Raw genomic sequence first — 14,048 nt, forward strand, 5'->3', positions numbered from 1 at the left:
TGGGCAGCGCGATGCGACACCTGTGGGCCGGCGTGGCCCTGCTGGCGGGGGGATTGGCGGCGGCAGCGTGCAGCCCTCCCCCGCCGCGCCCGGTTTCGACAGCGGTGGCAGGGGACTGCCGCTCGGCCAGCGTCACCCTCGCCTTCGATTTCGAGGGCGCGCCGCCGCTCGCCTGCGCGGTGACGGGGGAGCGCGCCTTCACCCTGCTCGTCACCCCCGAACACGCCCCGCCGATCAATCCCAGCCCGTGGTATGCCTTCCGCTACAGCGCGAGCGGCGATGCGCCGGTCAGCGTGACGCTGCGCTATCTCGAAAGCGGGCATCGCTACGCCCCCAAGCTGGCGACGGGCGGCGGCTGGCGCACGCTCGAGGCAGAGGTGAGCGCCGACGGCAAGACCGCGCGCTTCGACGTGCCAGCCGGCGCGGGTCTGGTCGCGGCGCAGGAATTGCTGGTGCCGGAGCAAACGGGCGAGGCGCTGGCGCGGTGGAGCAAGGCGTCCGGCGCGCCGGTGTTCCAGCTGGGCACTTCGCATGATGGCCGTTCGATCCACGCGATCCGGCTAGGGCGCAAGGACGCGCCGCGGCTGGTGGTTCTGATCGGCCGCCAGCACCCGCCCGAGGTGACCGGAGCGATCGCGATGGAGGCCTTCGTCGATGTGCTTGCGGCGCGGGCGGGGAGCCTCGGGGACGTGCAGATTCTGGTGGTGCCGATGCTCAACCCCGATGGCGTGGTGCGCGGCCACTGGCGCGCCAATCGCGGCGCGGTGGATCTGAACCGCGACTGGGGTCCCTTCACGCAGCCCGAGACGCGCGCCGTGAACGCATGGCTCGCCGCGCTGCCTTCCGGAGTGCGTCCGGTGCTGATGGTCGATTTCCATTCGACCGGGCGCAACCTGTTTTATGTTCAAGGGCCGGACGAAGCGACCCCGGAACAAGCCGCCTTCCTCGCGCGCTGGCTGGGCGGGAAGGAAGCGGCCTTCGCCGGCTATCCCTTCACCCTCGAACCGCGCAACGCCAACCCCGGCAGCGGGACGAGCAAGAACTGGTTCCACCAGACCTACGCTATCCCCGCCTATACCTACGAAGTCGGCGACACAGCCGACCGCGAAGCCGCCGCCGCTGCCGCACGCGCGCTGGCCGCGGACTTGCTGGAAGCGCTGGCGGAGTAGACCGCTCAGGCGGCCTGTGCCGCCTCCAGCGCAGCCCCGGCAGCAAGCCAAGCCTCTTCCGCCTGCGCCAGTCGGTCGGCCACTTCGGAACGCTGCTTCATCAAGCCCGCCATCGCCGACCCTTCCGCTGCGAGAATCCGCTCGTCCAGCTTGGCCAGATCGGCGGTCAGACGCGCGATCGCCGCCTCGGCCTTGCTCTGTTCCGATTGCGCCGCGCGCAGGTCCGCACCCGTGTTCCGCGCACCCTTGGCCTTGCCGCCGCGATCCGGCTTGGGCTGGTTGCGACCGAGGATGAAGTCGATGTAATCATCCATGCTGCCGGCATATTCGCGCGCCGTGCCGCCATCGACCAGCACCAGCCGGTCGGACGTCAGCTCGACCATGTGGCGATCGTGGCTGATCAGGATCACCGCCCCCGAATAGCCGTTGAGCGCCTGAATCAGTGCCTCGCGCGCATCGACATCCAAGTGGTTGGTCGGCTCGTCGAGGATCAGCAGATGCGGCGCGTCGCGGGTGATCAGCGCCAGCGCCAGCCGCGCCCGCTCTCCGCCCGAAAGCTTGTCGACTCGCTGGTTCGCCCGCGGCCCCGAAAAGCCGAAGCGCCCCAGCTGCGCGCGCACCGCGCCTTGCGAGGCCCCCTCCATCGCGCGGTTCATCAGGTCGAGCGGCGTGTCCTCCCCCGCCAGTTCCTCGACCTGATACTGCGTGAAATAGCCGACCTTCAGCTTGCCCGGCGCATTGACTGCGCCCTCCGCCGGGGCAAGCTGCGAGGCGAGCAGCCGCGCCAGCGTGGTCTTGCCGTTGCCGTTGCGACCCAGCAGCGCGATCCGGTCATCGGCCTCGATCCGGAAGTTCAGCCGCTTGAGGATCGGCGGCGCCTCGCCGTATCCGACTGCCGCCTGTTCGACCGTGATCATCGGCGATTTCATCTCGGCCGGATCGGGAAAGTCGAAGCTCAGCGAGGGGTCTTCCATCAGCGCCGCGATCGGCTGCATCTTGGCGAGCATCTTGGCGCGCGACTGCGCCTGCTTGGCGGTCGAGGCGCGGGCGGAGTTGCGCGCGACGTAATCCCGCAGCCGCGCCGCCTGCGCCTCCTGCGAAGCCTTGGCCGCGGCGAGCTGCGCGGCGCGCTCGGCCCGCTGCTTCTCGAAGGCATCGTAGCCGCCGGGATAAAGCGTCAGCTGCCCGCCTTGGAGGTGGAGGATGTGATCGACCACCTTGTTGAGCAGATCGCGCTCGTGGCTGATCACGACCAGCGTGGCGGGATAGGACTTGAGGAAATTCTCCAGCCACAAGGTTGCTTCGAGGTCGAGGTGGTTGCTCGGCTCGTCGAGCAGCAGGATGTCGGGCTCGGAAAACAGCAGCGCGCCCAGCGCAATGCGCATTTTCCACCCGCCCGAAAAACTGTCGACCGGGCGCTGCTGCATCTCTTCGTCGAAGCCCAACCCGTTCAGGATCTTGGCCGCGCGCGCCGGGGCGGAATAGGCGTCGATCGCCAGCAGACGCTCGTGCACGTCGCCCATGCGGTCCATGTCGGTGCAGGTTTCGAGCTCCGCGAGCAGTTCGGCGCGCTCCGTCGCGGCGGCGAGGACGACGTCCTCGGGGGTCATCGACCCGCTCGGCGCTTCCTGCGCGATATAGCCGATCCGCGCGCGGGCCGGCTTGGAGATTTCGCCATCGTCCGGTTCGATCTCGCCGATCAGCGCCTTCATCAGCGTCGATTTGCCCGCGCCGTTGCGGCCGATCAGCCCGACCCGCGCGCCCACCGGCACGGTCGCGCTGGCGCGTTCGAGAATGGCCCGGCCGCCAAGCCGCACGGTGACGTTGTCGATGGTAAGCATGGGCGGCCCCTTAACAGCCTATCGCCGCGCGCCCAAAGGAAAAGCCGATTGCGGGCAAAGTGCTACAAAAGCACAGCCCCAACGCGTTACCTCCGCTAGCCCATCCACCCTTCGCCCAGCGCGTCGGCGACCACCGCGGCGCGCAGGGCGGCGATCCCCATGCCCTTTTCGCTGCTGGTGAGGTGCAGTTCGGGGTAGGCGGCGACATGCTTGCGGACTTCGGCGGCGGTCGCTTCGGCCACCTTGTCGAGCTCGCTCGCCTTGATCTTGTCGGTCTTGGTCAGCACCACACGGTAGCCGACCGCCGCCTCGTCGAGCATCTTCATCATCGCGCGGTCGACGTCCTTCAGCCCATGGCGGCTGTCGACCAGCACCAGCGTGCGCGCCAGCACAGCGCGGCCGCGCAGGTAGGAATTGACCAGCGCCTTCCACTTGTCGACCACCTTCACCGGGGCCTTGGCAAAGCCGTAGCCGGGCATGTCGACCAGCCGGAACAGCGGCAGCGCGCCCTCCTCCTCGGGCCTGCCGACATCGAAGAAGTTCAATTCCTGCGTGCGGCCCGGCGTCACCGAGGCGCGGGCGATGGCCTTGCGGCCCGTCAGCGCGTTGAGCAGCGAGGACTTGCCCACGTTCGAGCGTCCGCAAAAGGCGATTTCCGGCACCACGGGATCGGGCAGGAATTGCAGCTGCGGGGCGGAGCGCAGGAAATCGACCGGCCCGGAAAAGAGCCGCGATGCCGCTTCCTCGGCGCGCGCATAGTCCTCGGGTTCGTCCACGCCCGCTACCCCTTCGCCGCTTTTTCGGCGATCGCGTTGGCGGCCTTCAATTGCGGGTGCTTGGAGTAGAGGTAGCTCTGCTGCGCCACGGTGAGGATGTTCGAGGTCACCCAGTAAAGCAGCAGACCAGCGGCAAAGGGCGCCATCACGAACATCAGCATCCACGGCATCAGCGAGAAGACCTGCTGCTGTACCGGGTCCATCGCCGAGGGGTTGAGCTTGAAGGTCAGCCACATGGTGATGCCCAGCAGGATCGCGAGCGGGCCGATCGCGAGGAAGCCCGAGACTTCGAAGGGCAGCAGGCCGAACAGGTTGAGGATATGCGCAGGATCGGGCGCCGAGAGATCGCGGATCCACAGCACGAAGGGCTCGTGCCGCATCTCGATTGCCAGCACCAGCACCTTGTAGAGCGCAAAGAATACCGGAATCTGGATCACCATCGGCAGGCAGCCGGACAAGGGATTGACCTTCTCGTCCTTGTAAAGCTTCATGATTTCCTGCTGCTGGCGCTGCTTGTCGTCCTTGAAGCGTTCCTGGATTTCCTTCATCTTGGGCTGCACGGCCTTCATCGCGGCCATGCTGGCAAAGCCCTTCTGCGCGACGGGGAACATCAGCCCGCGAATGATGACGGTTAGAAGGATGATCGCCACCCCGAAATTGCCGACCAGCCCATTGAGGGTGCGCAGCAGCCACAGGATCGGCTTTTCGAAGAACTTGAACCAGCCCCAGCTGATCGCGAGGCCGAAATTGGTGATGCCGCTGTCCTCGTACTTGTCGAGCGTGCGGCTTTCCTTAGCCCCGGCGAACAGGCGCGTGTCCTGCGTTACCGTGCCGCCGGTGGGCACGGTGCTGGCGGCGTAGAGCAGGTCGGACCGGAACAGCTTGCCGGGCAGCGAGCGGAAGCTGGCATCGTCGACCTTGACGTTGCCCTGACCGTCGCCGGGGACCAGCGCGGCGAGCCAGTATTGATCGGTGAAGCCCAGCCAGTCGGGCGCGCCTTCGGGCACTTCCTGCCCGATCTCGGCCAGCTCGTCATAGGAATGGGGGTCCCACAGCGTTCCGCCGAACACCCCGACCGGGCCGGAGTGCGACACGAACTGGTCAAGCGTCGCATTGGTGCTGGTGCGCTTGATCAGCGCGAAAGGCTGGACAATCGCTGCCGCCGGGCTGTTGTTGGTCACCGACTGGGTGGCGGTGATCATGAAATCCTTGTCGATGGCGAAGCGGATCGCATAGGTCACGCCCGCGGCATCGGTGTGGGTCAGGGTGACGGGCGTTTCCGGGGTCAGCTTGCTGCCATCGGCCTGCCACAGCAGGTTGGACGGCTGGCGCGCACCGCCGCTCACGAAGCCGAATTCGGCGAAATACTGAACGCCCGTGCCCTCGGGCGCGAGCAGGCGGACGGGGCCCGAATCCTTCTCCACCGTCTCGCGGTAATCCTTGAGCACGATGTCGTCGATCCGTGCGCCGACGAGGTTGATCGACCCGGCAAGACGCGGCGTGTCGATCGCGACGCGGTTGCCACCGGCGAGCGCGGCCTTGAGATCGACCTTGCGCGGCGCGGCGACCTCTCCGCCCAGCGTCGCAGCCCCGGCAGCGACCGGCTGCCCGCCAGCCGATGCCGCAGGGGGCGCGCCCGTTTCCGGCGCGATGGGCGCGGGCACTGCGGCCTCGGGGTAGAAATAGCTCATCCCCGCCTGCCATCCGAAGAGCAGCAGAACCGAAAGCACGACAGCGAGCAGAAGGTTGCGATTATCCAAGTGTATGCCCCGAGAGTATGCGACGACAGGTGTATTATGGGGATAGAACGGTCCCGTTTCCAGACCCCCTAGGGCACCGGATCATGTCCGTGCCCGCCCCAGGGGTGGCAGCGCATTAGCCGCTTCGCCGCCATCCATCCACCCTTCACCGCACCATATTTGCCCAGCGCCTCGATCGCGTATTGGCTGCACGAGGGATAGTAGCGGCACGAGGGCGGCAGGATGCGCGAAGGGCCAAGCTGCCAGCCGCGCGCGATGAGGATGAGGATCTGCTTCATTTGCGGCGATTCCCCCGCCTTGGCCTGCGCCCGCCCGCCGGATCGCCGCGCCCTTCGCGCGCGCGTTCGAGGGCTTTGGCGAGCTCATCTGCCATCAGGTGAAAATCGCGCTCGACGCCGCCTGCACGGCCGATCAGCACGTGATCGTGATCGGCGAGGCCCCGCACCGGGAGCGCGGCGCGCAGCAGTTCGCGAAACCGCCGCTTCATGCGGTTACGAACCACCGCATTGCCAATCTTCTTGGTGACGGTGATCCCGTAGCGGATGCCCTGCCCGTCATTGGGCCGGGTCAGCAGCACGAACCCGGCCCGCGCATTGCGGGTGCCGGAGTTGGCGGCGAGAAAATCCGCGCGCTTGGTAAGAACGGAAATCATGGGTTCGCCGATAACGCAAACGGGCTCCCGAAGGGAGCCCGCAAGGGCGACTGCCCGCCGCGGCTTATGCCGCGAAAGCCAAGCGGGCCGGACGGCCCGCGCCCGGCGCCTGAGGGCGCCAGCGAATTAAGCGCAGAGCTTCTTGCGGCCGCGCGCACGGCGGGCGCGGAGCACCTTCTGGCCACCGGGGGTCGCCTTGCGGGCGAAGAAGCCGTGACGACGGGCGCGCACGAGATTGCTGGGTTGGAAGGTACGCTTCATATCATCCTCGAAACAAAGAGACCGGCGAGTGCGCAGCGGGCCTGTGCCCGCACACCAACCGGGGCCGCATCGCTGCGACCGTAAATCAGACCGGGGCCGTTATGGGAAAGCCGCCGGAGAGTCAAGCAGCCCGAAGCCCGGATCGGCATAGGCCAGCCGGGGCGCGATGATCGGGGCAGCGGCCATAGCACCCGGCAGCTCCCATGCCGCCAGCCGTTCGAGCGACTGTGCCACCAGCCCGCCGAGCGCATCGCCCGACCGGCCCAGCGCCAGCCGCACGCCCGCCGCCGCGTCGCCCTCGATCCGGCGGGTGGCAGGCGCGATCCAGCGCTCCATCTCGCCCGCTTCCAGCCACAGCGCGCTGGCGTGCGGCACCGAATTGGTCATGGCGTAGAAGGCGCGGGCCTCATCGGGGCTCATGCCCATTTCGGCATAGTAATCGAGATAGAGCCGGTTTTCGGGCGCATCCGGCGCAAAGTCGGAGGGCTCGCGCCCGCGCTCGTCGCGCCAGGAATGGACTGCGAAGAGCGCGCCGGGCGCGGTGGTGCGGCGGGTTCCGGCAAGGAACAGCTCGACCGCACCCGAGCGGGCCGAGCCGCCGGCGGGAACATGGGTCGCCAGCCCCGCAGCGCGGATGGCACGACCCAGCGCGAGGTTCGCCAGATCGTGACTGGTGCCCGGCGCATCGGCGAATTCAATCACTTCGAGCCCCGGAAAGGCGGCGAGCATGGCAGCGAAGGCCTGCGGGCTGGCCGCATCGGTCGAAGCGACCAGCGCCGCACGCTTGTCGTCGATCACACGGAACGGGCCGAAACGCGCGATCCCGGCGCTGACTGCGCTTTGGCGCGGCGTCTGGGCGATGAAGCGCACCGGTTCTTCGGTGATGATGGTGTGTGTGAAGGGGCCGGGCGCGGCCTGCACGAAATCGGGGGCAAAATCCGGGGCGAATGCGGCATCGCTTTCGTCGGCGACGCGCACCCATTCGCCGGTGGACGGGTCCCATTCCTCGACCCAGCTGACCGTGGTCACAACCCGCGCGGTCTGCTGCGCCAGCGCCGGGGTGGCGGGCAGCAGCATCGCAAGGGCGGCAAGCAGCAGGGCAAGGGCGCGGTTCATGACCTACGCACTGTCGCCCGGCATCCTTTCCGAAATTGCGAAGATTTATGCTTGAGAAAGTCCTTAGCGCTCGTGCAGGGGCGCGCGGCAAGGTTCGATTAATCCTGCGCACCGGCTCGACAAGCCTCTCACAAAGCTGCACAATCCGCGGCGGGGAAAGGACGGGGGCAGGCATGGTCGCATTGGTGAGGACGGTCGCCTACCTCGGGCTGGAGGCGCGCGCGGTGGAGGTGCAGTGCCACATCGGCCCGGGCCTGCCGCGCTTCAACGTCGTCGGCCTGCCCGACAAGGCGGTGAGCGAAAGCCGCGAGCGGGTGCAGGCCGCGCTCGCCGCAATGGGCCTGGCGCTGCCGCCCAAGCGGATCACGGTCAACCTCTCGCCCGCAGACCTGCCCAAGGACGGATCGCATTTCGACCTGCCGATCGCGCTGGCGCTGCTCGCCGCGATGGGCGTGACCGATGCCGAGCAACTGGAAGACTGGATCGCGGTGGGCGAACTGGCGCTCGATGGCCGCGTGGTCGCCAGTCCCGGCGTGCTGATCGCCGCGCTTCACGCCAGCGCGCTCGGCACGGGGTTGATCTGCCCCGCCGAGCAAGGCCCCGAGGCGCGCTGGGCCAGCGGCGTGCCCGTGCTAGCCCCGCGCGATCTGACGGGCCTGCTGGCGCATCTCAAGGGCAGCCTCGTCCTGCCCGAACCGCCACGCGGCGAGGTGGCCGAGGGGGCGATGGGCAATGATCTCAGGCAGGTGAAGGGGCAGGAAACCGCCAAGCGCGCGCTCGAAATCGCGGCCGCCGGGGGTCACAACCTGATGATGGTCGGCCCGCCGGGATCGGGGAAAAGCCTGCTGGCGAGCTGCCTGCCGGGCATCCTCCCCCCGCTCACGCCGACCGAGGCGCTGGAGGTGTCGATGGTGCAATCGGTCGCGGGGATGCTCGAAGCGGGCCGCATCAGCCGCGCCCGCCCCTTCCGCGCGCCGCACCATTCGGCGAGCATGGCGGCGCTCACCGGCGGCGGGCTGAAAGTGCGCCCCGGCGAGGTCAGCCTTGCGCATCTGGGCGTGCTGTTCCTCGACGAATTGCCCGAGTTCCAGCGCCCGGTGCTCGATTCGCTCCGGCAACCGCTCGAGACGGGGCAGGTCGATGTCGCGCGCGCCAATGCCCATGTCACCTTCCCGGCACGGGTGCAGCTGGTCGCGGCGATGAACCCCTGCCGCTGCGGCTATGCGGGCGATCCGGCGCGCAACTGCAACAAGTATCCGCGCTGCATCGGCGACTATCAGGCGCGGCTGTCCGGCCCGCTGCTCGACCGGATCGACCTTCACGTCCATGTCGGCGCGGTGAGCGCGCTCGACATGACGCTCCCCCCGCCTGCCGAGGGCAGCGAAGCGGTCGCCGCAAGGGTCGCCGCCGCGCGCCAACGCCAGACCGCGCGGGGTGTCCGCTCCAATGCGGAATTGGAGGGCGAGCGGCTCGAACACCACGCCACGCCCGACGAGGCGGGGCGAAAGCTGCTGTTGCAGGCGGCGGAAAAGCTGCGTTTGTCGGCGCGCGGCTATACGCGGATGCTGCGGGTCTCGCGCACCATTGCCGATCTTGCCGAGGCGGAAACGGTTGGCCGCGTTCACATCGCCGAAGCCCTGTCCTATCGGCTGATGACGGGCTAAGAGGCCCACGAAGGCCCCCTCCCCCAGCGGCCTTGTCAAAGGCGCAGTGGCGATTTCGGACGATATTCTTGCAGTGGAGACCGCAGAGCGGCGGGGCCTTGCCGCCCTGTGGGCCGGCCAGCGCGACGCCGCGCGCCGGCGCAAGCTGGCGAGCTTCGGCATCGCGCTGGCGCTCGAGGCGCTGATCCTGCTGTTGCTCCTGACGCTCGGCACGCAAATCGCGGGCGAGCCGGACGAGAAGGTGGTGATTACCGAATTCGCCGCCTCCACCGTCACGCAGGAGGCTGAACCGGAAGCCGAGACCACGCCCGAACAGCAGGCCGAAAGCCCCGACAGCGCGCCGCAGCCGACGCCCGATCAGGTGGTGCCGCAGCCCGAACAGCCCTTCGCCTCGCCTTTCGACACCAATCCCCGCCCGGCGCCTTCGCCGACACCCCAGCCCGAATCGCGACCCGATCCCAAACCGAGCGCCAGCCCTTCGCCGAAGATTGGGGCAAGGATCAGGCAGGGGCAGACCTACGGCCCGGCCGACACCGGCGATCCGCGCCGGGCGGGCGATAGCCAGCAGGTCGGCACCGCGCCCAATGGCGAGCCGCTCTACGCCGCGCGCTGGTATCGCGAGCCGACCGATCAGGAGCTCGCCGGCTACCTCTCCACCGCCACCGGGCCGGGGTACGCGCTGATCGCGTGCAAGACGGTGACGGGCTATTATGTCGAGGATTGCCAGCTGCTCTCCGAAGCCCCGCCGGGCGCGCAGATCGGCCGCGCGGTGATGGCCGCCGCGTGGCAATTCCGCGTCCGCCCGGCGCGGATCGGCGGGCGGGAGCAGTTCGGCAGCTGGGTGCGAATCCGGATCGACTATTCGGTGCGACGCGCCCAGCGCTAAGCCTTCAGATGATCCCGCACCACGGCGACGAATTCCGGCCCCCATGTCTCCAGCTTCTTCGCGCCGACGCCGGGGATGCGGCCCAGTTCGCCGAGCGTCTCGGGGCACTGGTGCGCCATGTCGCGCAGCACCGAATCGTGGAAGATGACATAGGCGGGCAGGCCATGTTCGGCGGCGAGCGCCTTGCGCCTCGCGCGCAGGGCTTCGAACAGCGGGTTGCCGACCGGGTTGGGGGCGTCGTTCCCGCCCCGCCCCCGCCGCGCGCGGCGCTGGCGCGCGGGCGGTTCTGCAAGGGTGATGCTACGCTGGCCCTTCAGCACGCTGCGCGCCTCGGGCCCCAGCATCAGCCCGCCATGCTCGGTCGCCGCCAGCATCCCGCGCGCCACCAGCGTGCGCGTGAGCGGGCGCAGCAGCCGTGCGGATTGCGCATCGACGATCCCGAACACCGACAGGCGGTCATGCCCTCGCGACGTGATCCGCTCGTCGCTTTGCCCGGTCAGCACCTTTTCGACATGGCCGATGCCGTAACTCTGCCCGGTGCGATAGACCGCCGAGAGCAGCTTCTGCGCCAGTTCGCTGGCATCGACCACCTGCGGGGGATCGAGGCAATTGTCGCAATTGCCGCAAGTCTCGGGCGGATGCTCGCCGAAGTGGCGCAGCAGCACCGCGCGGCGGCATTCGGGGGTTTCGACCAGGGCGGAGAGGCTGTCGAGCTTGGCCTTCTCCCCCGCCAGCCGCGCGGGTTCGACCTCGGCGAGCCATTGCTGCGCGCGGGCGAAATCGGAGACGCCCCAGAACAGATGCGCTTCCGCCGGGTCGCCATCGCGGCCCGCGCGGCCGGTTTCCTGATAATAGGCCTCGATCGACTTGGGCAGCCCGGCGTGGACGACGAAGCGCACGTCGGGCTTGTCGATCCCCATGCCGAAGGCGATGGTGGCGACCATCACCATGCTTTCCGAGGCAACGAATTCCGCCTGCACCCGCGCGCGGCGTTCCGGCTCCAGTCCGGCGTGGTAAAACCCCGCCTCGCGCCCGGAACGGGTGATTGCGGCGGCGAGGTCTTCGGCCTGCTTGCGGCTGGGCGCATAGACGATGCCTGCTCCCTCAAGCCGCTGGAGCAGCTCGGTGATCTGGCGGGTGCCGTTGTCGCGCGGGGTGATGGCGTAGCGGATGTTGGGCCGGTCGAACCCGGCGACAATCAGGCCCTCCTCCGCGATCCCGAGCTGTTTGAGGATGTCCGCGCGGGTCGCCTGATCGGCGGTGGCGGTCAGCGCCAGCCGGGGGACATCGGGGAAGCGATCCAGCACCGGGCGCAGCATCCGGTAATCGGGGCGGAAATCATGCCCCCATTCGGACACGCAATGCGCCTCGTCGATGGCGAACAGGGCGATTCGCGCGCGCTCCAGCAGGTTCTGGAAACCCGGGGTCGAAGCGCGTTCGGGGGCGACATAGAGCAGGTCGAGGTCGCCATTGCGAAAGGCTTCGGCGGTGGCGGCATTATCGCCGTCGGCCGAGGTCATCGAGGCGGCGCGGATGCCCGCTGCGGTGGCCGAGCGGATCTGGTCGTGCATCAGCGCGATCAGCGGGGAGACCACCACCGCCGTGCCCGCGCGGGCGAGTGCGGGGATCTGGTAGCACAGGCTCTTGCCCGCCCCGGTCGGCATCAGCGCCAACGTGTGTTCGCCCGCCATCACCCGGCCGATCACCGCCTCCTGCTGCCCGCGAAAGGCGGGGTAGCCGAAGGTGCGATGCAGGATGTCGTGACATTCGGGAGGCAGGCTCACGCTCATGCGCGGGAGCCTTAGCCCAATGGCCGCGCCATGCCACCCGCCGGTGCGCAGCTATCGACCGGTTTCGCGGCGCGAATCAGCCCGCGCGCGCGGTCTTCGACGCCAGATCGATCACATCGCCGTGGCCGAGCGCCTGGCCGGGGGTCGCCAGCGTGCCGTCGGCGCGCTTGCCGAGATCGGCGGGGCGGGTCAGCCACAAGTCTTCATGGCCGAGGATGCGGCCATCGTGGGCGAGGATCGAGACCGGGCCGATCGGCAGCCGGTCGCGCTCGTCGACCAGCACCGGGTCTTCGATCACCCGCTCGCCGCCGTATTTCTGCCCCCACTGGCGCAGCGCCAGCATCGCCGGAAGCAGGTCGAAGCCCTTGTCGGTCAGGCGATATTCGATCTTGCGGCGATCATCGGCGCAGGGCTCGCGCTTGAGGATGCCGTGTTCGACCAGCTTGGCGAGGCGGTTGGAGAGGATATTGCGGGCGATCCCGAGCTCGCTCAGGAATTCCTCGAAGTGCTTGAGACCGTTGAAGCTGGCGCGCAGGATCATGAAGGACCAGCGCTCCCCCATCACCTCGAGCGCTTGCGGCAGGCCGCATTCGATCAGCTCGCGCAGCGGTTCTCTCAAATCACCCATTCGCCGTTTCCCTTCCCCGTCCGGGGTCATGTGTAACCGATTTTGCAGGCCACACAAAAAAATTTCAGTTTTCAGTTGCAACTCACAACCTAGTTGGTTAGGTAGCGAATAGCAACTGGTTTCGAATCGAAATGTTGCGTTGCAAAATACAACGAGTGAGACCACAGGGGCCTCCGCCCCCTCTTTGAAAACAGGCAAAGGATACCCCGATGATCAACTCCCTCTCCATCCCCCGCACCGGCAAGCTCGCGATCCTCGCTTCGGCGCTGGTTTACACCGGCCTCAGCTTCGGCGTTGCCACCGGCGCCGCCCCGCTTCAGGCCGCGGGCAGCCCCTATTACACCGCCACCCTCTCGGCCCCGACGAGCGAGACCAAGGCCGTGACCGATGGCGTGGCCTGGGCCTGCAAGGACGAAACCTGCGTCGCCAAGAAGACCAGCGCCCGCCCCCTGCGCGTGTGCCGCGCGCTGAACCGCAAGTTTGGCGAAGTCGCGACCTTCAAGGTCGATGGCGAGGACATCACCACCGAAGAGCTGGCCAAGTGCAACGGCTGATCGCCAGCTGACCCGACACGACGTCCCTCTCTGTCGGCGCGCCTCTCCAGCCCGACAGAGCTCCACGACCCCCGGCACGCTCTCCCCAGTGCGTGGCCGGGGGTTAGTTTTTTGCGTTTCGCTCGCCCATCCGGGCGAGCATCCTCGGCGCGTTTCAAGCCTTTCAGGCTTGAGCGCCTGCGGTTCGCGCGTCCTTGTTGGCCTATCGCTTCGCTACTTGAGGCCAGTCGGCCTTGCGGTCGCTTTGCGACCGAGACAGCCGTCGTATTTGGCGTGTTAGAGAAGGCCCGCCGCGAGCAGCTGCGCTTCCAGCGTGGCCGCATCGGTGAAGAGATGCGCGTCCCAGCCGCGCGCGCGGGCGGCTTCGATGTTGGCGGGGTTGTCATCGGTGAAGAACAGCTGCGCGCCTTCGCGCCCGCTGCGCTGCTCGACGATGGCGTAGATCCGCCCATCGGGCTTGGCGACCTTCTCGACGCCCGAGACGACGATGTCCTCGAAATGATCGAAGATCGGCTGGGTCGGGCGGAACTCCTCCCAGAACTCGTCGCCGAAATTGGTGAGGCAGAACAGCGGCACGCCCGCCGCCGCCAACCGCTCGACCAATTCGTGCGCGCCCTCGACCGGCCCCGGCACGGTCTCGTTGAAGCGCGTCGCATAGGCACGGATGTGCGATTCGTATTGCGGGTAGAGCGCGATCCGCTCCGGCACCATGTCGGCCAGCGCACGGCCGCGATCATGCTCGTAGTGCCATTCCTCGGTCACGACATTGGCGAGGAACCACTCGAGTTCCTGCGGGTCGCCGATCAGCTTTTCGAACAGCGCGCCCAGCTGCCACTGGAACAGCACCCGCCCGACATCGAACACCACAGCCTTCTGCATCACGCCCATCCCAAACGGCTGCGGCCCGCGCTCCGGCAAGGAGGCGGGCCGCAGAATTCCTCAGCCGCCCGT

General features: G+C 68.0%; 14 protein-coding genes. 4 read left to right on the top strand and 10 right to left on the bottom strand.

Annotated features, from left to right (window positions below):
* The first annotated feature begins 11 nt into the window (after nucleotides 1-11).
* Nucleotides 12-1,169, top strand: coding sequence for a M14 family metallopeptidase (locus E2E27_RS00120; protein WP_234036121.1), 1,158 nt, complete (start codon nucleotides 12-14; stop codon nucleotides 1,167-1,169).
* A 5-nt stretch (nucleotides 1,170-1,174) separates the two neighbouring features.
* Here E2E27_RS00120 and E2E27_RS00125 read toward each other — a convergent pair whose 3' ends face one another.
* The 7 genes from E2E27_RS00125 to E2E27_RS19225 form a co-directional block, all read right to left on the bottom strand.
* Nucleotides 1,175-3,010 (bottom strand): ABC-F family ATP-binding cassette domain-containing protein, encoded by a 1,836-nt coding sequence (locus E2E27_RS00125; RefSeq protein ID WP_141456870.1) that lies wholly within the window; start codon nucleotides 3,008-3,010, stop codon nucleotides 1,175-1,177.
* A 95-nt stretch (nucleotides 3,011-3,105) separates the two neighbouring features.
* On the bottom strand, nucleotides 3,106-3,786 hold the full coding sequence (yihA, locus tag E2E27_RS00130) for a ribosome biogenesis GTP-binding protein YihA/YsxC (protein WP_141456872.1): 681 nt from the start codon (nucleotides 3,784-3,786) through the stop codon (nucleotides 3,106-3,108).
* A gap of 5 nt (nucleotides 3,787-3,791) precedes the next feature.
* Nucleotides 3,792-5,546: a membrane protein insertase YidC gene (gene yidC / locus E2E27_RS00135; protein ID WP_141456874.1), complete on the bottom strand. Its 1,755-nt coding sequence runs from the start codon at nucleotides 5,544-5,546 to the stop codon at nucleotides 3,792-3,794.
* A gap of 68 nt (nucleotides 5,547-5,614) precedes the next feature.
* On the bottom strand, nucleotides 5,615-5,824 hold the full coding sequence (gene yidD, locus E2E27_RS00140; protein WP_141456876.1) for a membrane protein insertion efficiency factor YidD: 210 nt from the start codon (nucleotides 5,822-5,824) through the stop codon (nucleotides 5,615-5,617).
* Complete coding sequence (gene rnpA, locus E2E27_RS00145; RefSeq protein WP_141456878.1) at nucleotides 5,821-6,198, bottom strand: ribonuclease P protein component; 378 nt, start codon at nucleotides 6,196-6,198, stop codon at nucleotides 5,821-5,823. The genes yidD and rnpA overlap by 4 nt, the downstream gene beginning before the upstream one ends.
* Before the next feature lie 126 nt (nucleotides 6,199-6,324).
* Nucleotides 6,325-6,459, bottom strand: coding sequence for a 50S ribosomal protein L34 (rpmH, locus tag E2E27_RS00150; RefSeq protein WP_026092078.1), 135 nt, complete (start codon nucleotides 6,457-6,459; stop codon nucleotides 6,325-6,327).
* Nucleotides 6,460-6,558: 99 nt separating this feature from the next.
* The gene (locus E2E27_RS19225; protein WP_141456880.1) at nucleotides 6,559-7,575 is read right to left on the bottom strand and encodes an alpha/beta hydrolase; all 1,017 of its coding nucleotides are present in this window, start codon (nucleotides 7,573-7,575) and stop codon (nucleotides 6,559-6,561) included.
* A 173-nt stretch (nucleotides 7,576-7,748) separates the two neighbouring features.
* Between E2E27_RS19225 and E2E27_RS00160 the strand changes: the two genes are divergently transcribed.
* Both E2E27_RS00160 and E2E27_RS00165 read left to right on the top strand, forming a co-directional pair.
* Nucleotides 7,749-9,239 (top strand): YifB family Mg chelatase-like AAA ATPase, encoded by a 1,491-nt coding sequence (locus E2E27_RS00160; protein ID WP_141456882.1) that lies wholly within the window; start codon nucleotides 7,749-7,751, stop codon nucleotides 9,237-9,239.
* A 46-nt stretch (nucleotides 9,240-9,285) separates the two neighbouring features.
* Nucleotides 9,286-10,125, top strand: a complete 840-nt coding sequence (locus tag E2E27_RS00165) for a hypothetical protein (RefSeq protein ID WP_141456884.1) — start codon at nucleotides 9,286-9,288, stop codon at nucleotides 10,123-10,125.
* On the opposite strand, the gene recQ is transcribed toward E2E27_RS00165, so the two are convergent.
* A complete protein-coding gene (recQ, locus tag E2E27_RS00170; RefSeq protein WP_141456886.1) occupies nucleotides 10,122-11,915 on the bottom strand; it encodes a DNA helicase RecQ in 1,794 nt (597 codons plus the stop codon). The two genes, E2E27_RS00165 and recQ, sit on opposite strands and share 4 nt — an antisense overlap.
* Nucleotides 11,916-11,991: 76 nt before the next feature.
* Nucleotides 11,992-12,543 (bottom strand): winged helix-turn-helix transcriptional regulator, encoded by a 552-nt coding sequence (locus E2E27_RS00175; protein ID WP_141456888.1) that lies wholly within the window; start codon nucleotides 12,541-12,543, stop codon nucleotides 11,992-11,994.
* Nucleotides 12,544-12,752: 209 nt separating this feature from the next.
* On the opposite strand from E2E27_RS00175, the gene E2E27_RS00180 reads away from it, so the two are divergent.
* On the top strand, nucleotides 12,753-13,097 hold the full coding sequence (locus E2E27_RS00180) for a CC_3452 family protein (protein WP_141456890.1): 345 nt from the start codon (nucleotides 12,753-12,755) through the stop codon (nucleotides 13,095-13,097).
* A gap of 276 nt (nucleotides 13,098-13,373) precedes the next feature.
* On the opposite strand, the gene E2E27_RS00185 is transcribed toward E2E27_RS00180, so the two are convergent.
* Nucleotides 13,374-13,976 (bottom strand): HAD family hydrolase, encoded by a 603-nt coding sequence (locus E2E27_RS00185; RefSeq protein ID WP_141461420.1) that lies wholly within the window; start codon nucleotides 13,974-13,976, stop codon nucleotides 13,374-13,376.
* Nucleotides 13,977-14,048 lie beyond the last annotated feature (72 nt).

The organism is Porphyrobacter sp. YT40 (assembly GCF_006542605.1).
Classification (GTDB): domain Bacteria; phylum Pseudomonadota; class Alphaproteobacteria; order Sphingomonadales; family Sphingomonadaceae; genus Erythrobacter.

Bases quoted from the DNA above. Each gene is read 5' to 3' on its own strand.
- rpmH (WP_026092078.1), bottom strand. From the start codon at position 6,459: ATGAAGCGTACCTTCCAACCCAGCAATCTCGTGCGCGCCCGTCGTCAC.
- recQ (WP_141456886.1), bottom strand. From the start codon at position 11,915: ATGAGCGTGAGCCTGCCTCCCGAATGTCACGACATCCTGCATCGCACC.
- E2E27_RS00185 (WP_141461420.1), bottom strand. From the start codon at position 13,976: ATGCAGAAGGCTGTGGTGTTCGATGTCGGGCGGGTGCTGTTCCAGTGG.
- E2E27_RS19225 (WP_141456880.1), bottom strand. From the start codon at position 7,575: ATGAACCGCGCCCTTGCCCTGCTGCTTGCCGCCCTTGCGATGCTGCTG.
- E2E27_RS00175 (WP_141456888.1), bottom strand. From the start codon at position 12,543: ATGGGTGATTTGAGAGAACCGCTGCGCGAGCTGATCGAATGCGGCCTG.
- yidD (WP_141456876.1), bottom strand. From the start codon at position 5,824: ATGAAGCAGATCCTCATCCTCATCGCGCGCGGCTGGCAGCTTGGCCCT.
- rnpA (WP_141456878.1), bottom strand. From the start codon at position 6,198: ATGATTTCCGTTCTTACCAAGCGCGCGGATTTTCTCGCCGCCAACTCC.
- E2E27_RS00120 (WP_234036121.1), top strand. From the start codon at position 12: ATGCGACACCTGTGGGCCGGCGTGGCCCTGCTGGCGGGGGGATTGGCG.
- E2E27_RS00125 (WP_141456870.1), bottom strand. From the start codon at position 3,010: ATGCTTACCATCGACAACGTCACCGTGCGGCTTGGCGGCCGGGCCATT.
- E2E27_RS00180 (WP_141456890.1), top strand. From the start codon at position 12,753: ATGATCAACTCCCTCTCCATCCCCCGCACCGGCAAGCTCGCGATCCTC.
- E2E27_RS00160 (WP_141456882.1), top strand. From the start codon at position 7,749: ATGGTCGCATTGGTGAGGACGGTCGCCTACCTCGGGCTGGAGGCGCGC.